29 protein-coding genes, 1 pseudogene and 1 other annotated feature are annotated in these 26,407 nt (G+C 36.8%); of the genes and pseudogenes, 2 read left to right on the forward strand and 28 right to left on the reverse strand.

Annotated elements, in window-relative coordinates:
• Nucleotides 1-4: 4 nt before the first annotated feature.
• From xseA to MKX69_RS09125, 20 genes are all read right to left on the reverse strand, one after another.
• Nucleotides 5-1,342, reverse strand: a complete 1,338-nt coding sequence (gene xseA, locus MKX69_RS09030; protein WP_139902435.1) for an exodeoxyribonuclease VII large subunit — start codon at nucleotides 1,340-1,342, stop codon at nucleotides 5-7.
• On the reverse strand, nucleotides 1,343-2,197 hold the full coding sequence (locus tag MKX69_RS09035) for a bifunctional methylenetetrahydrofolate dehydrogenase/methenyltetrahydrofolate cyclohydrolase (protein WP_139902432.1): 855 nt from the start codon (nucleotides 2,195-2,197) through the stop codon (nucleotides 1,343-1,345). It lies immediately after the preceding gene.
• 96 nt (nucleotides 2,198-2,293) lie between these two features.
• A complete protein-coding gene (gene nusB, locus MKX69_RS09040) occupies nucleotides 2,294-2,743 on the reverse strand; it encodes a transcription antitermination factor NusB (RefSeq protein ID WP_139902429.1) in 450 nt (149 codons plus the stop codon).
• Nucleotides 2,736-3,161, reverse strand: a complete 426-nt coding sequence (locus tag MKX69_RS09045; protein WP_341009862.1) for an Asp23/Gls24 family envelope stress response protein — start codon at nucleotides 3,159-3,161, stop codon at nucleotides 2,736-2,738. Before MKX69_RS09045 ends, nusB begins: the two co-directional genes overlap by 8 nt.
• Before the next feature lie 246 nt (nucleotides 3,162-3,407).
• Entirely contained in the window at nucleotides 3,408-4,472 is a 1,065-nt protein-coding gene (locus tag MKX69_RS09050; RefSeq protein ID WP_002286665.1) for a M24 family metallopeptidase, read from the reverse strand.
• A 171-nt stretch (nucleotides 4,473-4,643) separates the two neighbouring features.
• Nucleotides 4,644-4,889, reverse strand: coding sequence for a GlsB/YeaQ/YmgE family stress response membrane protein (locus MKX69_RS09055; protein WP_002286666.1), 246 nt, complete (start codon nucleotides 4,887-4,889; stop codon nucleotides 4,644-4,646).
• Between the two features lie 138 nt (nucleotides 4,890-5,027).
• The gene (locus MKX69_RS09060) at nucleotides 5,028-5,402 is read right to left on the reverse strand and encodes a DUF956 family protein (protein ID WP_002286668.1); all 375 of its coding nucleotides are present in this window, start codon (nucleotides 5,400-5,402) and stop codon (nucleotides 5,028-5,030) included.
• An 82-nt stretch (nucleotides 5,403-5,484) separates the two neighbouring features.
• Nucleotides 5,485-6,399 carry a PTS system mannose/fructose/sorbose family transporter subunit IID gene (locus tag MKX69_RS09065; protein ID WP_002286670.1) on the reverse strand — a complete coding sequence of 305 codons (915 nt, stop codon included), beginning with the start codon at nucleotides 6,397-6,399 and terminating at the stop codon, nucleotides 5,485-5,487.
• 20 nt (nucleotides 6,400-6,419) lie between these two features.
• The gene (locus MKX69_RS09070; RefSeq protein WP_002294546.1) at nucleotides 6,420-7,223 is read right to left on the reverse strand and encodes a PTS mannose/fructose/sorbose transporter subunit IIC; all 804 of its coding nucleotides are present in this window, start codon (nucleotides 7,221-7,223) and stop codon (nucleotides 6,420-6,422) included.
• 32 nt (nucleotides 7,224-7,255) lie between these two features.
• Nucleotides 7,256-8,260 (reverse strand): mannose/fructose/sorbose PTS transporter subunit IIB, encoded by a 1,005-nt coding sequence (locus MKX69_RS09075; protein WP_131774333.1) that lies wholly within the window; start codon nucleotides 8,258-8,260, stop codon nucleotides 7,256-7,258.
• A gap of 102 nt (nucleotides 8,261-8,362) precedes the next feature.
• The gene (locus MKX69_RS09080) at nucleotides 8,363-8,854 is read right to left on the reverse strand and encodes a mannose/fructose/sorbose PTS transporter subunit IIB (protein WP_002289455.1); all 492 of its coding nucleotides are present in this window, start codon (nucleotides 8,852-8,854) and stop codon (nucleotides 8,363-8,365) included.
• A gap of 191 nt (nucleotides 8,855-9,045) precedes the next feature.
• On the reverse strand, nucleotides 9,046-11,853 hold the full coding sequence (locus tag MKX69_RS09085; protein ID WP_341010538.1) for a sigma 54-interacting transcriptional regulator: 2,808 nt from the start codon (nucleotides 11,851-11,853) through the stop codon (nucleotides 9,046-9,048).
• An 880-nt stretch (nucleotides 11,854-12,733) separates the two neighbouring features.
• On the reverse strand, nucleotides 12,734-13,273 hold the full coding sequence (locus MKX69_RS09090; protein WP_341009869.1) for a hypothetical protein: 540 nt from the start codon (nucleotides 13,271-13,273) through the stop codon (nucleotides 12,734-12,736).
• A 4-nt stretch (nucleotides 13,274-13,277) separates the two neighbouring features.
• The gene (locus tag MKX69_RS09095; protein WP_341009871.1) at nucleotides 13,278-13,523 is read right to left on the reverse strand and encodes a hypothetical protein; all 246 of its coding nucleotides are present in this window, start codon (nucleotides 13,521-13,523) and stop codon (nucleotides 13,278-13,280) included.
• A 152-nt stretch (nucleotides 13,524-13,675) separates the two neighbouring features.
• Complete coding sequence (locus MKX69_RS09100; RefSeq protein WP_257464193.1) at nucleotides 13,676-13,807, reverse strand: hypothetical protein; 132 nt, start codon at nucleotides 13,805-13,807, stop codon at nucleotides 13,676-13,678.
• A gap of 365 nt (nucleotides 13,808-14,172) precedes the next feature.
• A complete protein-coding gene (locus tag MKX69_RS09105) occupies nucleotides 14,173-14,916 on the reverse strand; it encodes a DNA primase family protein (protein ID WP_341009877.1) in 744 nt (247 codons plus the stop codon).
• The gene (locus MKX69_RS09110; protein WP_341009879.1) at nucleotides 14,913-15,557 is read right to left on the reverse strand and encodes a hypothetical protein; all 645 of its coding nucleotides are present in this window, start codon (nucleotides 15,555-15,557) and stop codon (nucleotides 14,913-14,915) included. Before MKX69_RS09110 ends, MKX69_RS09105 begins: the two co-directional genes overlap by 4 nt.
• Nucleotides 15,554-16,459: a primase alpha helix C-terminal domain-containing protein gene (locus MKX69_RS09115; protein ID WP_341009881.1), complete on the reverse strand. Its 906-nt coding sequence runs from the start codon at nucleotides 16,457-16,459 to the stop codon at nucleotides 15,554-15,556. The genes MKX69_RS09110 and MKX69_RS09115 overlap by 4 nt, the downstream gene beginning before the upstream one ends.
• A 25-nt stretch (nucleotides 16,460-16,484) precedes the next feature.
• Nucleotides 16,485-16,715, reverse strand: a complete 231-nt coding sequence (locus MKX69_RS09120) for a hypothetical protein (RefSeq protein WP_270748135.1) — start codon at nucleotides 16,713-16,715, stop codon at nucleotides 16,485-16,487.
• A 287-nt stretch (nucleotides 16,716-17,002) separates the two neighbouring features.
• Entirely contained in the window at nucleotides 17,003-17,275 is a 273-nt protein-coding gene (locus MKX69_RS09125) for a DNA-binding protein (RefSeq protein WP_270097013.1), read from the reverse strand.
• A 165-nt stretch (nucleotides 17,276-17,440) separates the two neighbouring features.
• Here MKX69_RS09125 and MKX69_RS09130 point away from each other — a divergent pair, with 165 nt between their 5' ends.
• Nucleotides 17,441-18,103, forward strand: a complete 663-nt coding sequence (locus MKX69_RS09130) for a helix-turn-helix domain-containing protein (protein WP_341009886.1) — start codon at nucleotides 17,441-17,443, stop codon at nucleotides 18,101-18,103.
• Nucleotides 18,104-18,147: 44 nt separating this feature from the next.
• The gene (locus tag MKX69_RS09135) at nucleotides 18,148-19,320 is read left to right on the forward strand and encodes a tyrosine-type recombinase/integrase (RefSeq protein ID WP_341009888.1); all 1,173 of its coding nucleotides are present in this window, start codon (nucleotides 18,148-18,150) and stop codon (nucleotides 19,318-19,320) included.
• Nucleotides 19,321-19,424: 104 nt separating this feature from the next.
• Here MKX69_RS09135 and rpmA read toward each other — a convergent pair whose 3' ends face one another.
• The 8 genes and pseudogenes from rpmA to MKX69_RS09175 form a co-directional block, all read right to left on the reverse strand.
• Nucleotides 19,425-19,718, reverse strand: coding sequence for a 50S ribosomal protein L27 (gene rpmA, locus MKX69_RS09140; protein ID WP_002289452.1), 294 nt, complete (start codon nucleotides 19,716-19,718; stop codon nucleotides 19,425-19,427).
• Nucleotides 19,719-19,730: 12 nt separating this feature from the next.
• Nucleotides 19,731-20,075, reverse strand: coding sequence for a ribosomal-processing cysteine protease Prp (locus MKX69_RS09145; RefSeq protein WP_002289451.1), 345 nt, complete (start codon nucleotides 20,073-20,075; stop codon nucleotides 19,731-19,733).
• Nucleotides 20,076-20,101: 26 nt separating this feature from the next.
• Complete coding sequence (rplU, locus tag MKX69_RS09150; RefSeq protein ID WP_002289450.1) at nucleotides 20,102-20,410, reverse strand: 50S ribosomal protein L21; 309 nt, start codon at nucleotides 20,408-20,410, stop codon at nucleotides 20,102-20,104.
• A 19-nt stretch (nucleotides 20,411-20,429) separates the two neighbouring features.
• Nucleotides 20,430-20,506: a sequence feature (ribosomal protein L21 leader region), on the reverse strand.
• Between the two features lie 350 nt (nucleotides 20,507-20,856).
• A protein-coding gene (locus tag MKX69_RS09155) for an IS982-like element ISEfm1 family transposase (protein ID WP_002295743.1) occupies nucleotides 20,857-21,767 on the reverse strand; the annotation gives its coding sequence in 2 pieces (ribosomal slippage) (nucleotides 20,857-20,916 and nucleotides 20,919-21,767; 909 coding nt in all).
• A 222-nt stretch (nucleotides 21,768-21,989) separates the two neighbouring features.
• Nucleotides 21,990-22,751 carry a trypsin-like serine peptidase gene (locus MKX69_RS09160; protein WP_341009892.1) on the reverse strand — a complete coding sequence of 254 codons (762 nt, stop codon included), beginning with the start codon at nucleotides 22,749-22,751 and terminating at the stop codon, nucleotides 21,990-21,992.
• A 165-nt stretch (nucleotides 22,752-22,916) separates the two neighbouring features.
• Nucleotides 22,917-24,109, reverse strand: a pseudogene (locus tag MKX69_RS09165) (IS256-like element ISLgar5 family transposase).
• 446 nt (nucleotides 24,110-24,555) lie between these two features.
• A complete protein-coding gene (locus MKX69_RS09170) occupies nucleotides 24,556-24,906 on the reverse strand; it encodes a hypothetical protein (RefSeq protein WP_341009894.1) in 351 nt (116 codons plus the stop codon).
• A 192-nt stretch (nucleotides 24,907-25,098) separates the two neighbouring features.
• Nucleotides 25,099-26,265 carry a C47 family peptidase gene (locus MKX69_RS09175; protein WP_341009896.1) on the reverse strand — a complete coding sequence of 389 codons (1,167 nt, stop codon included), beginning with the start codon at nucleotides 26,263-26,265 and terminating at the stop codon, nucleotides 25,099-25,101.
• Nucleotides 26,266-26,407: the final 142 nt, after the last annotated feature.

Genomic DNA, 26,407 nt, shown 5'->3' on the forward strand with positions numbered 1-26,407 from the left:
ATTTTTATTCTCCTTTGTCTATCTCTTGTACTTGTCCTTTAACGATTCCATCTTGATAATGGATCGTCAGCAAATCCCCTTGATGAATCTCGGAGACACTTTTTACTACTTGATCATTTAACGTCGTATAGTTGTAGCCTCTTCCCATGATTTTCAATGGACTCAACAAATCAAGAGATTGAACAGCTTGAGCAAAACGCTGCTGCTGTTGTTTCATATATTGTTGGATTTTCTCTTCTAAGCGTTTTTCTAGATAAGCAGTTTCTTGGCGAGCTGCTTTAACTCGATAAAGCGGAGCCACTTGTTCCAATTGGTGGCTTAATGCGATCGTTTGTTTTTCTTTCGCATGATAAATTTGCTGTGTAGCTTGATATAGTCGCTGTTTCAACTGGTCTAATTTGATGGTCTGACCTTCATACAATCTTTCAGGCTGCCGAAATACATAGGAACGTCGAGCACGCTCGAACCGTTCTTGTTTGCGCTGGATCTGGCGTACAAACGCCTGCTGCAATCTAGCTTGCCGTTCTTGAATGCGCATCAACTCTTCTGACAAAACAGGAACAGCTAATTCTGCAGCTGCTGTTGGAGTAGCAGCCCGAACATCTGCTACTAAATCAGCGATCGTGGTATCTGTTTCATGTCCTACAGATGAAATCACCGGCGTATTAGCTTGATAAATCGCCCGAGCAACCCGCTCTTCATTAAACGGCCATAAATCCTCAATCGAACCACCCCCACGACCGATGATCATTGTATCGAAATTGCCCATCTCTTCTACTCTCTGGATATTCCTGACAACATTGTCCGCTGCTTGGTTTCCTTGTACAACTGTTGGGAACAAAACCAATTGGACAATTGGATATCTTCTTTTCACCGTCGTGATGATATCGCGGATAACCGCTCCGCTTGGACTGGTAAGGACCGCGATTCGCTTTGGGAAACGTGGCAGCATTTTTTTAGGCCCTTGAAAAAGGCCTTCCTTCATCAGCTTTTCTTTTCGTTCTTCCAATTTTTGATATAAAGCACCTATTCCATCAGGCTCCATGTGCTCTACATAGATTTGATAAGAACCTCCCGCTTCATATAATGAAATACGCCCAACAACAAGGACTTTCATTCCCTCTTTTGGCTGGAAGCGTAATTTTTGGAATGCTCCTTTGAACATAATAGCAGATATTTTTGCATGGTCATCTTTTAAGCTGAAATATTGATGGGCATTGGCGCGTAAACGGAAATTCGAGATTTCGCCTGTTAAATATACGCGTTCTAAATAAGGATCGGCATCAAATTTTCTTTTCAAATACTTCGTTAATGTAGTGACAGTTAAATATTCTTGTGCCATCTATTCACCTGCTCCAAAAGCTTCGGCAGATTTTATGGTTTGATACATCAGCATCGTGATGGTCATTGGCCCTACGCCCTTTGGCACAGGGGTGATCCAGCCTGCAACAGGCTCCACTTCATCAAATTTCACATCACCGATCAGCTTACCGTTAGTATCACGGTTCATCCCTACATCGATCACTACAGCACCTGGTTTTACGAATTCTTTTGTGACAAAATGTCCACGTCCTATCGCTACGACTAAGATATCTGCTTCTTGTGCCAGTTCAGCCAGATTTTCGGTTTTAGAGTGAGCCACAGTAACAGTTGCATCTGCCATCAAGAGTAGCTGGGCCATCGGCTTACCGACGATATTGCTTCGTCCGATAACTACTGCTCGTTTGCCCGCAGGATCGATAGAATAAGCTTCAAACATTTTCATGATGCCGTATGGCGTACAAGGGATCTTGTCCGGTTTACCCGCAAGGAGTCTGCCTAAATTCATCGGATGAAAGCCGTCTACGTCTTTTTCAGGGCGGATAGCTAACAGGATCTTTTCTTCATCTATATGCTTTGGCAATGGTAATTGGACCAATATACCATGAAAACTAGGATCTTGATTGTATTTTTCAATTTCTGCAAGTAGTTCGTCTTCAGAAATCGTCTCAGGATAACGCTCTACCAATGAATGGATTCCGATTTCTTTTGCTACACGTTCTTTATTTCTTACATAGATTTGGCTGGCTGGATTTTCCCCTACCAATAAAACGACTAATCCGGGATGGATACCATTATCTTTCAATTTTTGGATTTTTTCAGCAATCTCTGCCTGCATTTTTTCAGCTAATTCTTTTCCGTTAATCAATTCTGCCATCTAACCACTCCCAGATATTTTTTGTGTTTTCATTCTACCATAGAATTTTCCCGATTTATAACAGGTTTATGATGATTCATAGAAAAAAGCTAGGACTTACGCCCCAGCTTCTAATTCTTTCAATACATTGGATAAAACACCGTTGACGAATTTACGTGAACGGTCATCACTAAATGTTTTTGCCAACTCGATTGCTTCATTTAAAGCAACAGCCGCTGGTACATCTGCCACATAAGTCATTTCAAAAATCGCGATACGCAAGATCACCAAATCCATTTTTGAGATCCGATTGATGTGCCAATTGTTTTTCAAATGTTTTTCAATCACTTTATCCAATTCATCTTTTTTTGCACAGACACCGCCAACTAGCGTATCAAGATAAACAGGAACAAACTCTGATTCATCTTCGTTGATCATGTCGCGGTGGTCTAATTCGATTGCGTTGAAAATCGCATCTTCTTTTGTTAGGTCTGCATTGAAGTCTAATGGAAATAAAGCCTGCAATGCCATTTCCCGAATCTCGTGTCTTGATAATTCTTTATTCATTCTCTTCCTCTTCGTCTTCAAAAAGTTCTTCGATTGTTGGTTGTTCTAATTTTTCAGGAACAACAGCTACTACATGGATATTGACTTCAGATAAATCGATATCCGTCATGAAAAGGACTTGCTGGCTGACCCGTTCCTGCATTTCCATTGCTACTTTAGGAACTGAAACACCATATTCTAGATAACAGTAAAGATCTACTTTCAAGCCATTTTCCTCGTTTGCTAAGTAAACACCTTTTCCGTGAGCTGCACGTCCTAATAATTCAGTGACATTGCTGGCAAAAGTTCCGCGCATTCCGTATACGCCTTCTACTTTAGAAGCTGCAATCCCGATAATTACTTCGATGACTTCAGGAGCGATCACGATCTCTCCTAAATCTTGGTTTGCGTTTAAAATCAAATTTTTTTCATCTGCCATTTATTTATTCCTCCCTTTGCCTAAGCACGAGATACATCCGAATTCTCTATGATGCGGCTATAGTGATCACGTGGTAAGAAAACTGCCGCCGATCAGCTGCAAACTGCTATGAATTGGAGAAAACACCCAACTTTATTATCTCTTACAGCTTAAAAGTTCTTCTATAGTGTATCATTAAATCGAGTGATTTTCTATAACAAAGTCTGTGAACACTGATTTTTACGCTTACTTCTTCTATTGATGAAACTATAAGATGATCAATTCTTTTGGTGAACGAGTCAACACACGATTTCCATCTTCTGTGATCAACAAGTCATCCTCAATACGTACTCCACCGATTCCTGGTAAGTAGATCCCTGGTTCATCAGTGATCACATTTCCTGGTACAAATTGCTTTTCTGCACGAGAAGAAACGTTTGGTCCTTCGTGGATCTCTAGACCGATCCCATGTCCTGTAGAATGTCCAAATGCTTCCCCGTAACCATGTTTTGAAATATAATCTCTAGCAACTGCGTCTAATTGGACACCAGTCATTCCTGGTTTTGCAGCATCAATAACTGCTAATTGAGCATCTAAGACTATTTGATAAATTTCTTTTAATTTTTCCCCAGGATCACCAATAGCGAATGTACGTGTCATATCGGAAACGTACCCTTCGTAATAGCAACCAAAGTCCAATGTGATCAAGTCGCCTTGTTCGATGATTTTTTTGCTTGCTACACCATGCGGCATAGCCGAACGCAATCCGCTAGCAACGATCGTATCAAAAGAAACACCTGAAGCGCCAAGAGAACGCATATAAAAGTCTAGTTGATTTGCGACTTCAATCTCAGTCATGCCCGGTTGGATCATTTTCAGGATGTGATCATATGCCATATCCGCAATATGACATGCTTTTTCGATAATAGCGATTTCTTCTTCATCTTTCACTTCTCTGAGTTCTTCGATCATCTGTGAAACAGGTACTAATTCCGCATCGATGATTTCTTCTAAAACCGAATATTCTAAAAATGAGACTGTTGTTTCCTCAAAGGCTAATGAGTGCAGTTCTTCTTTGCGTACTAAGTTTGCTACCTCATCAAAAATAGGTCCGACATTTTTAATAATTTCAAACCCTTGAGCCTGCGCTGCCGCCTGCTCGGTATAACGAAAATCAGTAATAAAAAATGCTTTTTCCAAAGTAATAACAGCTAATCCTGTCGTACCTGTAAAGTTCGTTAAGTAACGAAGATTGTACGGACTGGTGACCAAAAATGAATCCAAATTTTCTTCTTGCATTTTTTTGCGCAATTTTTCTACACGTAGCATCATAATGAAACTCCCTCTTTCTTTGCACGCTTTTTTCTATTATAGCAAACTTTTCTTCGTACACGACAGTTAAATAAAAATTTCCGGAAAACTTCTTTTTCTTTTAAATAAATAAAGCCAAAAAGGAGTCACAGTCTCGCTGCAACTCCTTTTAGTTTACTATTTTGTAAAAACTTATGATCGTTTTCCAAAGAAAAATGAGACAACTGCTACCAAAATCACTGCGCCTAAAATAGATGGAATAAGTGCCATACCTGCAGCTTTTGGTCCCCATTCGCCGAAAATCGCTTGTCCAATACTTGAACCGACTAGTCCAGCAATGATATTCGTTACACAGCCCATCGAATTTCCTTTACTGGTGATTGCACCTGCAATTGCTCCGATCACGGCTCCAACAATCAATGTCCATAACCAACTCATAATATAACCTCCTTCTTTGCTAATCAATTTTAGCATATGGGATTTAAAGGGGACAAATAATTGGTTTTGCTATTTCATATTTTCTTCTGCAAAGTAAAAAAATAAAGAAAACCTCCTCTTAGAAGTTTTCTTTATTTTTTACTTGCGTTTAAACATACTACGAATACCACGTTTCACTACATCAAAGAAACTCAATGATTGGACCATTCTATCTTCATCTACATATTCTCTGATCGCACGAAGTACTTTTTTAGGTTCTTTGGAAGAAAATGTATATGTACCATTTTTTTTCGTTTGAATGGCATATCGAGGAATCCATTTTCCCTTTAGCATGACTGATGCTAGTACATAATCCACTTCTTCCCATGGAATTTGGATATATTTGCGTCTATCTCGCGCATGGTAAAACTCAAAACCATTATCACCTATCATGATTTGCCCGTAATCTGTCAGACCCGTAAACGAAGTAGCATCAATTACCAAGTCTACTTTTGTATTGATTGATTGAACCATTTTCTCCCTCCAGATATTTGTTTATGAACAGTATACTATATAAAAAAAGCTCGGGACAACGCCCGAGCTATATTTTTATGGATTATAAAAGTCCGATGACGTGTCCAACAACACCGACTACGAATAAACCAAGGATGATAACGATTGGAGAAACCTTTTTCTTAAGCAACCACATACATAACAATGTTAACCCTAATGCAGCTAAACCAGGAATCAATTGGTCTAAGTTGTCTTGTAATGTTGTTACCTTTTCAGGAGAAAGGGCTAAGCCATTATTAACTTGTTCAAATGCACTCTTGATTCCTTCACCACCTGAAGGCAATTTATCCCATTCGATGTAAGCACCTTTATCTAATTTTACAGTTGATACAACTGGTAAGAATTTGATTGATACCCATCTTTGTACCAGGGCAGCTAATACGAACATCCCTAAAATTGAAGCACCTTTTGTTACGTCTTGTAACAATCCGCCAGAAAGGTCATCAGTAATTTTAGAACCAGCTTTGTAGCCAAATTCTTGTGTATACCACATGAATGCCCAACGAATAATGTTCCAACCTAAGAAGAAGATGATTGGTCCAAGGATATTTCCTCCCATAGCTAATGAAGCACCTAGTGCACCTAGCATTGGACGTACTGTAAACCAGAACACTGGGTCACCAACGCCAGCTAAAGGACCCATCATACCTACTTTAACCCCTTGAATCGCTACATCATCAACAGGCGCGCCATTCGCACGTTCTTCTTCCAGTGCCAATGTAACCCCTAAAATTGGAGAAGCAATGTATGGGTGTGTATTAAAGAATTCCAAGTGACGTTTTAATGCTGCAGAACGTTCTTCTTTTGTTTTGTATAATTTTTTGATTGCTGGAATCATAGAAAATGCCCAGCCACCGTTTTGCATACGTTCGTAGTTCCATGAACCTTGAATGAAGGTAGAGCGCCACGCAACAGCTAAACGATCTTTTTTTGATAATTTGATTTTTTCTTCTGCCATTTTATTTTCCTCCTTCAAGATTAATAGTCATTCAAAATGTCGCCTAAAGGGTCACCAGAGTTGCTTCCGCCTCCATTATTTGATGAACCACCCATTTTAGAAAGGTTCAAGTAAATAAGAGCTAATGCAACACCTAAAGCACCTAGAGCAATCAATGTTAATTGAGAAATTGCAGCTACAACGAAACCAATAACGAAGAATGGCCATACTTCTTTTGTAGCCATCATGTTGATTACCAAAGCGTAACCCACAGCTACGACCATTCCCCCACCGATAGCCATACCATCTGTTAACCATGCTGGCATTGATTCAAGGAATGATTGCACAGTTTGTGCTGGGATAAATAGCAACGCTGCTGCTGGGACCGCGATACGAACCCCTTGTAAACATACAGCAATGATGTGCCACATTTCAACCTTACGGATGTTTCCTTCTTCAGCAGCCGCATCCATCAAATGAACGATTGGAACAGCGATTGTACGTACGATCATTGTTAAGAACAACCCTGCAACAGCCAAAGGAACGGCAATCGCGATCGCAGAAGGAACACCTTTAACACCTTGTCCACCTAAAACTAAAATAATTGCTGATGCTACTGATGCTAATGCAGCATCTGGTGCTACAGCGGCACCGATATTTGCCCAACCTAAAGCGATCATTTGAAGCGTACCGCCAAGTACGATACCAGCTTCGAGGTTACCGGTAACTAAACCGATCAATGTACACGCCACTAGTGGTTGATGAAATTGAAATTCATCAAGAATACCTTCCATACCAGCTAGAAAGGCAACTAATACGACTAAAATTATTGAAATAATAGACATGATAAGCCTCCTATAAATTTTAATATTATTTATTACGCTTTTGCTAATTCAGCTTTTGCTAATTCAGCTTTTGCTTTTTTCAAAATATCATCCATGTTATCGCGTGAATCATTAGGTACTTTACGTACATCGAATTTCACACCTTTTTGTTTAAGCTTCTCAAACGCTTCAACATCTTCTTGTCCCATAGACAATACTTTACTTACAACGACTTTACCAACCGAATGCGCCATTGATCCAACATTTAATTCTTTGATGTCCACGCCACCTTCAACAGCTGTCAATACGTCTTCAGGATTTTCAAATAAAAGCAATGCTTTGGTATTTCCAAAACGAGGGTCTTTTGCCACTTCGATCATTTTGCTAATAGGAATAACATTTGCTTTTACACCTGGAGGAGCAGCTTGTTCGATTAGTCTCTTACGCAGATCATCCTTTGATACTGCATCTGAAACAACGATAATACGGTTTGGTTGCACTGCTTTTGTCCAAGCTGTCGCAACTTGTCCATGTAACAGACGTGAGTCAACACGTGCTAATACAATATCGATTTTCCCGTCTCCGACCACAGTTCCTTCTGGAAGTGCTCCTTTAGGTTGTGCGTCTTCAACTGCTGCTTTCGGTGCTTCTGCCGGTTCTAATTCTTCCGGTTTTACTTTTACACCGTCTTTTGCTGTTTCAATAATGTGTGCTGCAATTTTATGAGCAGATTCCATTGAAAAGCGTGATGCGTAGGCTTCAATCAACATTGGTAAATTCAAACCGCTGACGATTGCCCATTTATCTTTGTGCTCTTCGAATAATGTGTTTGATTGATTGAACGGTGTTCCGCCCCATAAATCAACTAAGAATAACACTTCGTCTTGATTATCAAAAGAAGCAACCGCTTCTTCCAATTTGGCTCTCAAGTCATCTGGACCTTCACTTGGTTTCAAAATCACGGCTTTGACGTTTTCTTGTTCGCCAAAGATCATTGAACCGGATTGTAAGATTCCTTCAGCAAATTGCCCATGACTTGCTAGGATAATCCCTACCATATTTATACCTCCTATTTACTTTTGTTGTAACAAATTCAAAAATATTAATAATTGCTAACCATTACAACAGAATTATTTGACCTTTTCCAACAACCATTCTTGCTACACCTTTTTGATTTTCGCTAGTAGTTCCATCAAAAGGATTTTCCTGTCAGCAGGTACTTTTCGAATCTCTAACTCCACTTCTTGACTGTTCAAGTAACGAAAGGAATCAATATCTTGTTGATTTACTGAAACAAAATTGGTAATCATTGATTTGCCTTCAGTAAAACTCATGCCGCCGATATTCAACGACTTCAACTGTACACCGCAGCGGACAACCGCTTCAACATCTTGGGGATTGGTGAATAAAAGCATCACTTTTGCTCGTGATAATAATCCACTATGATAGATTTGAATCATTTTCTGCACGGTTATTACATTTGCTGTGATCCCCGGCGGTGCAGCTTCTTTTAGTAGAAACTTTCTCAATTTATCTTGAGCGACTACATCGCTGATCACAATGATACGTTCAACACCTGTTTGCTTCGACCAAACTGTTGCGACTTGCCCGTGGATTAAACGATCATCTATACGTGCCAATCGAATATCCATCTGCAAAACTCCTTCTTCCTCACTACTTCACAGAAACCCCTATCATTTCTGTGTGAACAAACCACCTCCTAGCACACACTACTATAAGCAAAAAGCGTGCCAACTTTTTTACGATACACTAATTGAATTTAAAGGATTCTTAACCAATACACAAAACCGATACACTATAAAAGTGTATCGGTTTTGTGTATTCATGGCACAGTGTATTCTTTTTTATCTAACTGATTATGGACTAGACGTAGCAGATAATACATTTCTTCTATCGGCACTTTTACTTTTATCTGATCTTCCAACAGAACAACTGAGGCTGCCAATTGGCTATAAAGAGGATCATTCGTTGTATTTGTCAATTCGTTTTCTTCCACAGTCAATGGTTCATTCCGAATAATACGTTCGATCATTCCTGCTGTGTGCATCACTAGGTTGATTTTGAATCCATATTCTTCATCGCCGATTCCCGTCGTCTGAGAGATTTGTGTAGAAAATTGCCACATTGGATCGATTAACTTACTACCATTAATAAAGATGAAGTTATCAGAGATAAACTCAACACACGTATTTTTAGCTGACTCTTCATCTAGGGAGATGAATTCAGTTTCCTCCAATTCTGATTCCATCAGCAACTGATCCAAAATGACTTCGATATTTTGATCAATAAAACGTTCTAAAGGAATAAATGGGGCTTGGATATTCAAATCAGTAATCCCAGTAGTAGCTATGATCTGATATTCTTTTTGGATAACTGGCAGTTCTTCTTTCACTTCCACAATCGACAAAGCTAGAACTTCTAATTCTGTTTCTTGACGCTTGTTTACCGCTCGTTCGATCAATTCTTTGATTCTTTGTGCTGTACCTTCGCCAGATGCGCAGATAGCCAAAACAGCTTTTTTCTTATGAATAGGTTTTGCTTCCTGAACAGATTCTACAGAAGATATTTCTGCGTAACCTCGAAAATTTTTCAATGATTCATGCAACATATCTAGATCTGTCCCTAATACTGAGACCTTTCGTACAGTTTCCAAAACTAGAGAAGTTGTTACCATATCAACAGTACGTACTGGAATCCCAGTGTCTCTTTGAATTTGCGAATTAAACGACGCAAGGGACCCCATATCTACTAAGAGTATGACCCCGCTTCCTTCATCTACTTCTTGTACATTGCGTTCAATTCGATCCAATGCTGTTTTTGGATCCATATCCAAAGGCATGTCTACTGCTCGTACGTTCTCTGCATCTAACAACTGTTGGACAACTTGGACCATACTGCTTGCTGTGCTGTTTCCGTGAGCCGCAACGACTACACCGATTCTGCCGCTTGCTTGGTTCGCCCGTAACGAGACGAGTAGAACAGTCAAATAGTAGTCTTCACTTTCTGGAATCTCCACTTGAAAATACGTTTCGATATAACTACGCACTTCTTCCGCAACAGCATATTCATCTGGAAAATCAAAAGCCATCTCACGGATGTTATCATTCGTATGCCGTTCTTCTCCTAAGTTGATTTTTTTCAAAAAAGAACTGATATGCAAGCTCATAGCATAAATAAAGTTTTGCTGAAACTCATATGGTAAAGATCTTTTGACCATTACATAAATCTGATTGGTCACTTCTATGATTTTCGGATCTACAAATTCTGCTAATTTGCTGTCTGCATTAAAAGAAAAACCATGGTCTTTATAGAAAGACTTCAGATGGATGTTGATATCTGTAGAAATGAAATGATTGATTGCTTCTTGATCCAAACCATCCGACTTCAGTAAAGCTGCTTTATCTCCGATGATATCATATAGATTATAAGGTAACTCATAGGAGTCCGATTGGATTTTCATGATCGTATCATTTGGTGCTACAGTTATCTTTGGCTCCAATATTTTAGAAAGCTCTGCCATTGCACTGCGGTTGCTTGCTAATTGAATCAATCCGCTACGAATCCCTTCTGTCAAATCATCGATTGTGATCGAGATTTCGGGTGATTGCATATGATTTAGAAATCCTCGTGCACATACTAACTGGATATTTGACTTCAATTGTCCTATATTTCCATAGGTCACACTGCCGATCAATGCTTTTGCTACATCTTCTGTCAAAGAAATCTTTCGCTGCGTGCGGTTTGCTTCGTGGGCAATCATGATTTTTACTAAATCGACTTTCTCATTTGCAGGACGTTTTTCAAAAGCCGGAAGTTTGATATTGATCGGGATACGCCGAACAAAAGTTTCTAATAGAGAAGAACCTGGGTCTTCTGTGGTCGCACCTACGATCCGTACATTTGCTTCATGGGATTTCGTTGTTTCCCCAAGACGACTGTAAGTTCCATGATCCATAAAGTAAAAGATCATTTCTTGACCTTCAGGCGGCAACCGGTGAATCTCATCCAAAAACAGCATACCGCCATCCGCTTGATCGATAATCCCCATTTTTTCTTCATCTGCGCCTGTAAAAGCACCTTTTGCGTACCCAAATAAATGACTCATCAAAAGCTCAGGGTTATTGGCATAATCAGCACAATTGAAAACAATCAGTTCCGTTTCCTCATCTATTACATGATGTGCTTTTGCAAAATGATACATCGCGTGTGCAAAATAAGTCTTTCCTGATCCAGTAGGTCCTGTAATCAAACAATTTAATCCTCTTGGCGGATACAAGATCGCAGCTTTTGCCTGTTCCACTGAATTTTTCATGCTGCCGTTAGCTCCAATGATTTTTGCAAAGATATCCTTAGTATCTATTTGGAGTGTATTTTTTTCTTCAGAGACCGGCGTTTCTTTGTAACTGACTACATGTTTTGTAACTGGCTTTACGTGCGTAACAAGTGTTTGATATATGTAACGTACTGGTCGTCCGTCTGTCTTTATCAATTTTCCTTCGCGCACTAGCTGATTCAGATCCTTACTGCTATTCGTTCGTTGGATTCCTAACACTTCAGCAATTTCCTGTGTTGTTACTCCTTGATCATATTCTGCCTTTGTTAAATGAGCGGTTTTTTCTTTGACATACATATAAATTCGGTCAATGCGTTTTGCCAATGGTATCGCTCCTTTTCTATAGACTGTTGTACTTAGGCTTCAAAACATAATACTATGTATTTATTTCTGTTTCGTCAACTATTTACCTGATTTTGTTTTGTTGATAACACGCGGATAGATAGAAATGTTCAATTTAAAAGAACGAAAAATCCCGATACGATTTTTATAATGGAAACAAGAAAAAGAACACTGTTTACCATATAATTATTTCACTGATAGCAAACAATATAGCTTCCATCAATTGAAAACGATAGTTATCAAAACATTCTGATTCCAATTTAATCACAAGATTCAATTAAGCTTCTTGAGCTACTGGATAAAGAAAGTTATAAATATCAAAGCTTTTCAAAGTAGCTAAATAGCAACGTTTTTTTTTGTTGCTTTTAAAAAAATCTATCACATATTTTTATTAAATTTCATATGAATAGCATTCAAAATGGCATTCAAAAAAACTAGTTACATGTGGGGCATATACATAATAATAAACCATATATATTAAACCAAGGCGACCTAGCGTTTTGCTACCTCACTTGTTATAAATAAAAAAGCTAAGGGCGTAAACCACGACCCCACTTGTTTAGATAGAAATAAGGACTATAACAAAACGTACACACTGCGAAATAAATCATGCCTATATATCAACCAATGAAAAAAAGAAACGACACTGCCATTTGCAATGCCGTTCTAAGGAGTGAAACAAAAGGGAAAGGAGTGAAAGAATAAAAGAACCGTGTGCCTTAGCTGCCACTTCTATAACTGATATGGTGGCGGCACTTTACAAATTTTCTAAAGGGAATTTTTTACCGAGAAGGGAGGGCATCGATTTTCTTCGTTCTAGCGACATAGGGGGGGGTTAAACTTTTTCCAAACCAATGTCGTACATGTCTTTATCCGTAAAACGTAAGTAATCATTTAACCACCGTTCATTCAAATTAAAGTCTGGATCATAGAGAAAATGGACTTTTTGTTTTTTCACTTCCTCCAATTCTTTTTTCAATTGCTCATCAAACTCTAACCATGCTTTATGATTTTTTTTGTGTTCCTCCTGCGCTTCTATATACGCTTCTCTTAACTCTTTTAAATGATTATTAAGTACATACTCCCTTATAGTCGTTTCATTGGCTCCAGTATCAACCGTTAAACCTTCCATTTGTTTGTTCAATTGAATTAACTGCTCGTCAATCTCTGAAGTTCTCAAAGGCTCCACCGCTTTTATAACGACCAATTCATTTATCTTATTTTTTAGCTCTAGCTTTTTCTTCTCGATTTCATCTTTATCAATTCGTTTAAAAGCTTGATAAGCTTCAGCTTTCATTGTATCGATAATATCTTTAAACTTTTTCGCTTTGCTTTCATCTGTTGGTAAGTTAGAAATATTGATAATTGTATTCATTTTTTTATTCTCCTAACACTAGTTTTATGAAGTCTTTTCTATCACGATCTGTATCAAATTTATTTATCTTGGTAAAGTATTCATCGAAACATTCTAATGCTTTTCGTTTTCCATACTTTCTAACTAATGCCTTCATTAACATTTCTTTGTTTGTCCTTGTCACTTTCAACTCTAATTCTCGTTTGTTCATTGTCTGAATATCCGTTACTCTTCTTCTGTTATAATCGTTTCTAGTTTCTATTAATCGCATATTGTTCTCTCTCCTTGTTTTTTACCTGAGGTAACGATTCGTTAGGTCGTCGTCAATATCTACATGGTCACAAATATCCATTTACTAAAAAAGAGACTACCGCACACATATACATGTATGAAGTAGCCTCTAGCTTTGTCTAGTCAGCTTTATTAAATTTGTTCTCCGCTTTTTTTCGTAATGTAGACTGGAACGCCGTCAGAAAACTTAATAATGATCTCGCCATATTCTACTGGTGTCACTTCTGTTTTTTTGCCATTCTTTACAATAATCAATTTATTCATTCTTTACACTCCTATTATAACATATTTTTTCACTTTTTTCACTGCTTGTATAGTTATTATGTTGTTGTTTTCCGTAACAAAAAACTGTGTGTATTTTTTTAGTACAACAATTAAAAAAATACCCGAACCACCCAGAACCGCCTTTACAAATACCTTTATATCAACGTTTGCGAGCCTTGTTTTATCGAACATACCCGAACCGTTCCCGAACCAGTATCCGAACCGTTTTTTTTCTTTTTTTAGTGGTTCGCTTTTTGGTTCGAGTTTGGTTCGAGTTTTTAGCTTTTTGAAAATGATTAAAAGCTTGTTGTATCAACGTTTCTAACACGTGGTTCGGGTGGTTCGGTTTTTTTTAGTTGTTAGCGTTAAAAAATATTAGGTTTTAAAAATAGGTGGATATATCTCTTCATTCTTTGCCCGTTTATTCTTGGGTTCTTCTTATATATTCCTAACGTTTCAAGTTGTTTAGTAAATCTTGGCTGTGATAATTCTCTTATGCTTTCTCTAAAACAGAAATTTTGATATTCTTCATAAATCATTTTGGAAGAATCGCCCTCGTTTGATTCCATATCTATGTCACACATTTCTTCAAGAAATCGTGCCACATGGTTCGATTCTTTTAACCATTTGTCTTTAGTTTGTTTCATCTTGTCCGATACGGTCATTTCCTTGCGTTCTAACGCTCGATTGAACATTTTCATGCACTCTACTGTAAAAGCCGGTATTTCGCTTTCTATCGCCTTTAAATCGTGTTTTTCTTTGAATGCTTCATCTATCACACAATCAAAAGGCACTACATATAATCTACGCTCGAAGCCTGTTGTGAAGTCACTAAAAGCTGGTAGTTCATTCGCACTAAATATCAGCTTAGCAAAATTAACAAACATAAAAGCGTCTTTTCCTTTTCGTTCGGCTGCCAATCTATCGCCACCAGTCAAAGCCTTTAATAAACCAGTGGATTTTATAAATTCAGAATTAATATCCGCAAAGACATTCGCTAATTTTTGATATAAGTTACTACTAGAAAAACGATTCTGGCTATTTCCTAAATCTTGTAAAGTTACATTGCTCACATTGTTCTTCCCTAGTATCTTAGTTAATAGATTCAAGAAAGTTGACTTCCCATTTTGCCCGTTCCCTTGTAAAATACTAATACATATGAACGATAAAAGCAGTAGCCAATCATTTCCATTAGATACGTAACGCTCTTTTCATCTCCTGTTAGATCATTCAACCATGAGAGAGTTTTTTCTGGTTTCTGATTATTTTGTGGATCAATTGCATATTCTTGGCTTTGTAAAATATAATCTTTTATATCGTGATCTTTCATTTCACCAGTTTTGATATTATAAGTCCCGTTTTTGAAGTTTGCTAAACACGGATTACTAAGATCAAAAGGATTTTCTGTTAACGTGATATCTCGTATTCTTATAAAAATAAATGTTTTCGTTTCATTTAAAGTTCTAATGTTCCACATGCCTATGGGTTCAAGTTTATCCGTGATATATACGTCTAAAAAATCTCTAAGGCTGTCTAATCGCCATGCACCAATGTTTTTGTCGAACCTAGCTCCAAACGACACGTCGGGCGCTATTATCATTGGTATTTCTTTTATAACTTCATAGGCTAATTGTTGAGTATTAACTTTTAAAGCTCCCTTTTCATTATAGTAAACCCATTTGGGGAGATTTTTTTTCGCTCGTTCTAAATTTTCTTTTTGTATGTTTTGTAATTCGATTAATTCACTCAATCAACGCCCAACTCCTTTTTTGCAATCGAAAGAAATGTTTGTTCTACTTCTTTTTCCGATAACGGTTCTTGAAAATAGCTGTTTGCCACCTTAACCAATTCAAAAGCTAGTGTGACGTCAACCGCGCGAGCTAAAAGCCCCCCAGTAAGCTGCGCTATTCGATTGTTTCTATTTCCTTCCTCACAGCCTATTACAAGGCTCTCAAGCAATTCTGTAGTGGTATTTCGGTAGCGTAAACAGCCTTTCTTAAAACGGGTTACATCTTTGTATAACGGTGTGGAACGAACGCAACTAGTTAGTAAAGAGTATTCTTTTCCCCACCGTTTAGCTCCTAATAATGCTTCTTCTACCGGCAATGATTTTTCTCCCTTAGAAATGATTATCTGTTCTCTTGTGACGTGCTGAGTCGTCACTGGTAGTAACTGTATTTGCGACCATGTTAGATTAGATAAATCTGGCATACGGATAATATCGCTCAAAACTTTTTCAGAAAAGAAAGACACTAACAATTTATATTCTTGTTCCCTCACTGGTTTATCTAAAGGGATAACCAAGCGATAACGTACGCCTTTGAAACCGTGGCTTACAGTGGGGTAAAGCACATAATCAAACTTTTTGAATTTCTTACTAATCTTTTCGACTAGTTCGCTTTCCGATATAACTACGTCATCTAAATCTAAAATTAGACAATCGCGACTGATTAAATTTTCGTTTTTTCGTATTAATGCTTTCATTTCTCCCACAATAAAACCGTCTAGTCTAATCGTTTTTAACTCCTTCTGTTTTTCTGGATCATCAGGAACAACAACCTCAATCGGGTTATATTCTGAAAAGAATTGAATAATACTTTGCTCTACTGGCGGCTCCATAATACTCGGTCTAACTTTTCCTATATAAATCATTTTGTAACCCTCCTGATAAGTACCGTTATGGTAGTTTTGTTTGAAGTTCGTCAATTTTTTCCGCTATCGCATAATTTAAAGCCAACAATGGCGGTAACAAGCGAGCTGTTTCGTGAGCTAAGAGGGAAGTAGAGTTTTCTTTCAAATTGTCATAGTTAAGTTTTAAGCCTCTCAAACGTTCTAAGCTTTCTCGTGTAAAGAAAGATAGATCCTTAATTTCTTCTAGTTTTGCATTAACTTCTGATAAATCGTACATTTTTTGTATTCCCTCCATTTGGTTTTATATCCGATGAATTGTCGGGTATAAACATGAATTTAACTTTAATATTTTTGCAGCTAATGATATAATTAAGGAAAAAGATATGGGTTTTATACCAATCTCGTTGCCTTTCCACTGTCCGCCAAGACTGTTGTGGATAAGGCTTTTTCTTTTTCCTTCAATCATGATTATTCCTTTACTTCTGTTAAACTAGAAAACTGACGTTACCAATTTAAACATGTTACTCCCTCCAAAATTTTTCTACGCCCCACACGTATTTGTGATTATTTTTGGTGATCTAATAAAAATTTGACTGCTTCTTCTTTTGAGTACAATCTTAAACCATCGATCGCTACTGTTTTAAGCCCGTAACTCTCTAATTTCTTAAGGCTGTTTACTGAAATACCTAAGTACTTCGCCATTTCATTTTGTTTTAAAAACGGTTTATCCAAACTTGCTACTTTTTTAGCTTCCGCAATAGATTCTTTGGTCAATTCAAAAACGTATTGCTTTAAAGAAGCTGATTGCTCATCTGATAGCATTACTTGAAAACTCATATTTTCGCCCTCTTTACATTTTTATAGTATTTATTTTACATTCATATAGTAACATCATTTAACATCATTTGCAATGATATATGTAAAAAAATACAAATATATAGTATTTTTAATTGAAAAATAAATCATATATCGTTATACTGTCACTATGAAAGGAGGAGAATTATGTATAAAATTAATTTGAAAAATATCCTTAAAAAAAAAGGAAAAACAATGACTTGGCTACATGAACAAACTAAAATATCAAAAAATACGCTTAGTTTAATCTCTAACAATTCAAGCAAAGGGATTCAATTCGATACATTAGAAAAAATCTGTCTTTCCCTAGATATAACTCCTAATGATCTGATAATTATCAAGGAAGATTCCTATGATATGTCTATTTTGTCTGAAACATTTGAAGAATCGACACAAACTCATTATATTTTGGGGGAGTATATTCCCATGAGTAAAATGAAGGAAATGATTCAGAATGGAGGGATGACTAATGCAAACGATCCTTGGTTTATTGTCAAATACCCAGAGAATTTGAAGAATAATAAATTAATATATATAGAAGTAAGTATGCCTTCTCAAGAAGAATTAAGTAAAATTGATCTGGCTTTTATTACAGGTCTTACCGATCAAAGAAATAAAGAATTCTTTCAATCACTAGATGAAACAGAGATTTATTATTTCATTGAACAAATTTTTAATTTCATTATCTTAAAAAGAATCGGGTTAACTAATGATCAGATTATAGTTGGCTTAAAAAATAAGTCGGAATCCGACAGCCGCACCGCTTTCGTTTTTGAAAAAAACGACAATGGAAATTATGTTTTAAACTAACCCCTCTACATACCTACGCCCCACATGTAGCACGGAGGGAAAACATGGCAACATTTGAACAATATGAAAAAAAAGACAAAACAAAAGCTTGGAAATTCCAAGCGTATCTAGGTATCAATGAAGTTACTGGAAAACCAGTAAAAACAACCAGAAGGAACTTCAAGACAAAAAAAGAAGCTCAACTTGCTTTATCTCGTTTAAAATTAGAGTTTGAAAATAAAGAAACTAAAAAAATAGTCACAGAAACATACCAAGAAATATATGACTTATGGTTTTCTAGTTACAAAAAAACGGTAAAAGAAACAACCAGTTTAGCTACAGAACGCTATATGAAGCTTCATGTACTTCCTATATTAGGTACAAGCAAAATAGACCTTATAACCCCTAAAACGTGCCAAAACGCCGTAAATCAGTGGTCTGACAAACTTCAAGTTTATAAAGTCGTTTTACAATATGCTTCAAAAGTTATGGATTACGCTATTACTTTAGAGCTAATAGAGAAAAATCCATTTGATCGTGTCGTTAGACCAAAAATTAAACGGACAAGAAAAGAAAAAGAAATAAAATTCTACACTACTAACCAAGTCCGCCAAGTACTTCTATACCTAGAAAAAAAGGCTCAAAGTGTAAAGGACGAAAATTTACTTTATAAGTATTTTGCTGAATGGGATTTATGTATGTATCGAATTCTAGCATTCACTGGCTTGCGTGCCGGTGAGGCGTTAGCTCTAACGTTTGACGATATAGACTTCTTCAAAAAAAAGTTAACTGTAAATAAAAATCTTTCTAAAGTTAAAAACGGCTATACAGTTTCTAGTCCAAAAACAAAAACGTCAAAGCGAACGATCTCACTTGACAATAAGACTTGTAAGGTTTTAAAACACTGGCAACTACGGCAAAAAGAATTTTATTTTCAAAATAATATAAAAAATAAAGGCATTGTTTTTGCGGATTATGAAGGCAACTATTCAAATAGACAAGCCTTATATATGCGATCAAATCGGATAGCGGATTTTACCAATCTACCAAGGATAGGTACTCATGGTTGGCGACATACACACGCCTCAATGCTCTATGAAGCTGGTGTGCCTATGAAAGAAACACAAATAAGGCTAGGTCATGCAAACTTAGAAATTACTAATTCTATTTACACTCACTTAAGCGAAAAGCAAAAAAATGAAACTGCTAAAAAATTGGCTTCCTTTGCAAACTTCTAACAAGTCAAAATTATAAATGGCATTCAATATGGCATTCAAGTGTTTGTTTATCCAAATAAAAAAAGCCCTAACCCTTTAATATCAAGGGATAGAGCATTTATCAATTAAGCTTCTTGAGCTACTGGATAAACAGACACTTGTTTTTTGTTACGGCCTTTACGTTCGAAACGTACTACGCCATCAACTTTTGCAAATAAAGTGTCGTCTCCACCGATACCCACGTTTACACCTGGATAGATTTTTGTACCGCGTTGACGGTAAAGAATTGATCCACCTGTAACTGTTTGTCCATCAGCACGTTTAGCACCTAGACGTTTTGATTCTGAGTCACGGCCGTTAGATGTAGAACCGCCACCTTTTTTGTGGGCAAATAATTGTAGATTCATAGATAACAACATGGTCTGCACCTCCTATTTATCATTAATTGTTTTAATTTGGATATATTCTGAGTTTTCAGCTTCTATCGATTGTAATCCTAATAAAAGATTTTCTAATAGAATCTCAGCAATATTGTTTTGTTCTTGTGTCATTCCTGAAGTGACTTCGGTATAAAGATAACCGCCTTCTTCTTCATTCATTTCAACAATCGGCTCAAAACCGGCTAATGAGGCAATCCCGTTGACAGTGCTGATCGCTAACGCAGAAACACCTGCACAAACGATATCACTTCCATAAGGACCAGCATCAGCATGCCCGGTCAAAGTGAATGAAACGATCTGACCTGCGTCATTTCGCTTAAATGTTCCTTTGATCATATATAGGCCTTCTTTCTCAAACGCTATTAAGCGTTGATCGCGTCGATAACCACTTTTGTATATGGTTGACGATGACCTTGTTTACGGTGTGAATGTTTTTTAGGTTTGTATTTGAAAGTAACGACTTTCTTTTGTTTGCCGTGTTTTTCAACAGTACCTTCAACAGTTGCACCTGCAACAGTTGGAGCGCCTACCTTTGTAGATTCGCCGCCTACTAAGATAACTTCGTCAAAAACAACTTTTTCTCCTGCTTCAACGTCAAGTTTTTCAACATAGATTGCTTGTCCCACTTCAACTTTTACTTGTTTACCACCAGTTTTAATAATTGCGTACATGCTATAAAGCACCTCCTTCTGATATACTTAGACTCGCCATCCGAAGTGACAGCATATGCTGTGCTTATTACTTGTTCTGAGCGGTTGTAGCTGTGGAGTCCACAATTACAACAGATTAACTTTATCAAAATGTATCCATAAAGTCAATGACTAAATGAGGAAAGGCTGAATTCTTTTTACTTATTAGCCTTTTCTTTTTTGTTGTATTTACTTTTATGATATTAGTAATAGCCAATAAATCATTTCAATATATTCCTCTTCTTAACAGATATTAGAAGAGCAAGCAGGATATTAATACATATTTAGCAGATTCCTGTTCTGAAAAATATTTTTTCCCTTGAAATTTGTATGTAAAACAGGTGAAGCCACAGCTCATAGAATAACAAGAGTATTATCTCATTTCCCGATAATACTCTATATGTTATCACCCGTGGTGCTAGTTAATTTTAATATCCTAAAGAATATCTCAAAGTTCCTTCAAAACGCCGTTGTGCTCGACTTAATAGAGAACACTGTAAGCCAGTAATATGCTTTCAAATCTACTCTCTAGCCCTTTAACAGAACGTGAGTTGAAATTTTGACAACCTAATTTTTCTAAGGAAGAAAAAACAGTCTCAACTGTTTTTCTTTGTTTTCCAAGTAAGCTGTGGTCTAGTTTTTCTGATTTATCCATGTTTTTACGTGGCGGAACGGATATAGTAATGCCCTTAAGGGCAAGCTTTTCATGGATTTTATGGCTAATATATCCTTTGTCCCCTAGGATATTGGGAAGATTCGCTTCTTCCGATAAAGTCTCTAACACTTTCACGTCATGGACACCTGGATTCGTGATTGAGTAAGTAATCGGAAAGCCAGTCTTAGTAACGATCATATGAATTTTAAGACCATAAAAATAAGATTTTTTTGTTGAGTTATAGCCAACTTTGGCTATTTGATTCAATAGTTTTGCTTGTCTATTTCTAACTGGTTTACATAATGGACTAGGAAAACTATCTATAATTCCGACTAGTTCACCTTTGGTGAGCTTCTTGATGAAAAAGTATCGAATAATCTTGATAGTGTAAGCTAAGTTTGAACTTAAGCGAGTGAATCGACTCCTACTAGGAAAGTCACCATTAGGAAATAAGACGGAACAAACCGCTCTATACGTGGCTCTTTGGCTAGTATAGCCATTAATTATGCCCCATATAACACAAGCAATAATCACTGTATCGCGTTGCTTCAGTTGATCAGTATTTCTTCGGTTTTTAATCTTATCTGGTACACAATTGTGGTATATGTTAGAAACAGTTCTCATAATTTCCTTGAATGTTATAAAAGTATCTGTATAATGTTCAGTATATTTTGATGAACGCATATGTAGTCCTCATTTCTTGGGAGTTTTGAGACTACTATATGCGTTTTTTTGTTGATTTACCAACATGTTTAGACATTTTCCTCTAGGAAAAAATTAACTAGCACCACGGGTATGTTATCTTCATTTTTAACTCTTCACACAAACTGTGAATTAATAAGCATGGATATTAATTTTTCTTTCACCTAATCTACCTGAGATACCCCTCATATTATAAATGGGGATTTAATTTATCTTAGAAGAAATAGAAGAAAAGAAACCATAGAGTTCCTGGCGTATAGCTAATGCTTGATTCATTGATCCTTGCTTTTCAAGCGTTGTAGTTACTCCGACAAGTGATGAGTTTTGGATTATTGGAGCGCCTATGGATCCTTCTGAAATTGTAATATCGTGAAATAGTAATTCAGGTGTATTGATGACGAGTGTTTCATTTCCCCACATTGTCTGTTCAAAAAGATTTCCAGTATAGCTTACAATATTTGATAAAACAGCGCCTTCTCTCGGCACAGAGTAATTCAATCGCCCAGATATTTCCTCTAGTGAACTATTCATAGTTATATATCCCATGTCATAACGTGAATCTGCTCGATTAACCCACCCACTCATTGTACTAAATCTATGCCCTCCATTTTGCCCAGATGTTGGATTATTTGTAAGCGTACCTCTTCCATCTTGACTTGCAATCCATATCAAGCTTGAACTCGCCCAGCCAGTAAAGTGGTCCTGAGAATATAACATACTTCCTGCCGTAACAAATCTATCACCGTCTATTAATGCTCCTGTACCTTGTTTAGTATAGATTGAGATGCCATCAAAAAAGTAAGTTTCAAGGTAACCACATTGCTTATATGGCGATAGAGTTGGGTCAGCTTTAACTCTATTATCTGCATTAAAGATTATAGTTGGAGTTTTTGAAATAGGTTTTGTTTCATCATCTGTAAGAAAACCCTCAAATGTTATATCAGAATTGCCAGTGACTCCTTGCATGTATTCCGCAAAATCCTCTCCCCTTTCAATAGGCGTATTCCCACTAGGTATATAGGCGATATTACTTTCAAATGATATTTTTTTATTTAATTCATTCTCATAAGATTCAGCATAGGGAGCGTCAATAATTTTGTGTAAATGATTCTTCCCTACTGCAGATTGTTTCTAATTCTCAATCAGTTGGCTTAGCATTTGTTCAAGTTCGCCTTCGGCCTGTTGAAAGCCTTTATGACTGCGACCTAGGAATTTTTGGTTGTAAGTATCAAAAGACGAGACTAAGAAACGTTCCATCGACTCTTCGTTTTGGAACTGTTCCTTGCGGTGGCTGTATTTCTTGATTTGCTTATTAAAGGATTCAATCAAGTTCGTAGAATAAATACTCTTGCGTATGGCCAAGGGGAAATCATAGAAAGTGAGCAAGTGATCGTTCGAAAGAATCGATTCAACCACTTTTGGATAGCTGGTTTTCCATTTTTTCGCAAAAGCACCACGTGCTTCCAACGCCACCTCTTTAGATGAGGCTTGATACACCATTTTAAAATCATCACAGACTTCCTTACGATTATTGACACGCACTTTGTGACTGATATTACGGGAAACGTGTACACAACAATGTTGAAAACGAGCTTTGGGATAGAACCGACTAATCGCTCCTACCATCCCCTTTAAGCCATCCGTGATGAACAGGAGGACATTTTTCAAACCGCGCTCTTGAAGGTCCAATAAAATTTCCTCCCAAATCGTGATGGATTCAGTCGGTGCAATCGCATAGCTCAATACTTCCTTTGATCCGTCCGGGCGAATGCAAACTGCGATATGAATAGCTTCCTTGGCGACGGTTTTCCGCTTTAACGGAATATACGTTGCGTCCATATAAATAGCAGCATAACGGTCATGAAGCTCTCGCCCTTTAAACGCCGTTACCTCTTCTGTAAATGATTTTGTTATATTGGACATGGTTTGGGGCGTGTAGTGATGCCCATACATTTTCTCAATCAAGTCTGCGATTTCCGACATGGTAATACCTTTTCGGAAGAGGTGAATGACGGTCTCCTCTAACGTGTCATTCGTCCGTCTATAAGCAGGAACAGTCTGTTGCTTGAACTCGCCATTGCGGTCGCGCGGAATCTGGAGATGAAGTTCCCCATACTCGGTCTTGACCGTACGGTCATAGGAGCCGTTACGAGAATTACCCGTGTTAAAACCCCAATGCGATCATACTTTTCGTAATCTAGGAAAGCCGTTAACTCCGTTTTGAGAAGCGTATTGACTGCTTTCTCCAAATGGACACGGAATAATTCATTCAAATCGCCTTTGTTCGCTAGAGTCTTTAGAATTTCTGTAGTAAAATCGTTCATAGGGAAGTCCTCTCTTCTGTGAATGTGTTGTGGTAACTCTATTCTACAGAAGGGATTTCCTTTTTTCTATTTACACAAAATATTTTACACTCTCTCAGCATATATAGTTTTTGAATAACCAAATAATATTCATGTAACAGTAAATACACTCAACACAATTTTGATATTTTTCATTTTTATCTCCTTATCCATAATTTTCGAGACTATAATACCTATTTAAATTTTTTCATAGCACCTCGTTTTAACAATTTAATAATATATGCATTGTTTATGATGTTAGCTGATAAACAGTATTTACTCGATAAACCCATTCATATAAAAAAAGAATACATTCTCCTAATTTGATTGTTCTCACATTCCATTTAAAATCACTTGTTTTATTCATATTTAACTAGCTCAATCCCCATCGTTCCAGAATTTCCTTTTCTCGCTTCTGTTGGATTTCCTCATATCATAAATAAATGTTTTTCATCAGTTTTCTTTAGTCCATACGAAACTGTGTGCTCTTCATTTACAGAATTGATAAAAAATTCTTCATCAATTTGGAAGTTTGAAATATAACCAATAAAAACAGAGTCATCATCCTCAATTGATATTGAGTCGTTATTAATAGTGATAATATATTTTACATTCTCCTCAGGGTAGATCCATGTACCATTAAAAAAGGTTAAATTTTTCAGCTCTACGTCTGATAGCGTTAAATAGTTAGATCTTTTATTTTGGTAAGACCAAGTAGTGTAAGATATTCCTAGGATCAATAGCAAGATATATAGCAAATAAATTTTTTTGTTTTTCATTTATGATCACCTTTGCAAATACATACAATCTTAAATATCAAAAAACGCAATAGAAAACTATGTCTCTTAACTCCTCAAATTTCAATTCTTTTTCCAGTACAATTAAGATGTAGAGGAAAGAATCACAATAAATAGAGTGATAAACATAACCTGAGAATAACTTTATTCTTTACTCTGATCTCTCAAATCCCTTTATCGATAATGCCAAGAAAAGAGACCTGAATCTTGTTTCCATACTGATCCATGGGTGGTAATCAAGTTACTGGAAGGATCCAAAAGATCGTATCCATAACTTGCAGTACTCCATGGATTCCAAACGGAAATAGTTCTGTAAAAGTCAAAGTTCGCATAGCCTCTAACGACAAATGCATGTCTTTTTTTGTCATAGTTTCCGCTTTGTCCCAGAGCAGATACCCAATATGGACGATTTGCATTAATTTCTGTTGCTGTTTCAGTTACTGTGGCGACTCCCCATCTATTTGAAATATTGTGGAATCCATAGCCATTTGCATATTGGATACACTGAGCATTTGAAGCCGATTCCTTCGGTAAATTAGACGAATTCGGATGTAACGATCTTATCATTTGCTGTGCAGTAGGAGTCTGGTTCTTGGTGTGATAACGAATGATTGACGTAGTAGCATAAGCCGCACACCATGAAGTGCTGCCTTGATTCTCAAGAAAATCTAAATTTAGATATTTTTGACCTTGCGATCTAAATAGTCTATCTAAAGCTTTATTTTCGGAAGATATACTAATAAGAAGAGTATTTGTATATTCTTCTGTCAAGTCACGGTAGTCAAATTCATCCCATTCTAGCTCATCAGGGTTTATAAATCCTTCTGAGAGTGGAGAATCGTTAAAAAGAGAAGCTGTTAGATTTTCATCGACCAAATATATATCAGCATTTTTCTGTAGAAAACCAACTTTTTCACTATCTTCTTTTTTTTCAAAGAATTCCGTTAGTACATCAATTAAGTGTCCAGACATATTCGTTTGCCACTGCCCAATATCAGAGTCATAGTAACAGAAAATAGTTTTAATAAGTTCATTTTGATGATATAAAGGAAAATAATAATAAGTGTCCTTTGCGTCATCATCATAAACTGAAAATGGCATCCCGATAGATTTATCTCCTGATGACACCCCTTCGTCATTCAACAAGATACTGTCAAAATAGGTCAACCTTCCTTTGACTAAACTTATTAAATTTTCAGGAACCTCTTCTGATAAAAGCGTAACTCCCACATTAATGTCATTTTTTCCCGAACTTGCAGCATAGACAGTACCCGAACTAAAAATGACAAGACCTAGACAAAACAATGAAAAAATTATTCTTTTAAAATATTTTTTATCCAAAGTTAGCCTCTCCTATCTAATTGATAAACTTATTCTTTTTACATTATTATGTAAATATCGCGGTTAACAGTTACCTTCCTTAATCGTATTATCCATTTATTCTCCTTCCATTTGCCGTATATTTTGAACTTTAATACATATT

Source organism: Enterococcus sp. FSL R5-0957, from assembly GCF_038008005.1.
Classification (GTDB): Bacteria; Bacillota; Bacilli; order Lactobacillales; family Enterococcaceae; genus Enterococcus_B; species Enterococcus_B faecium.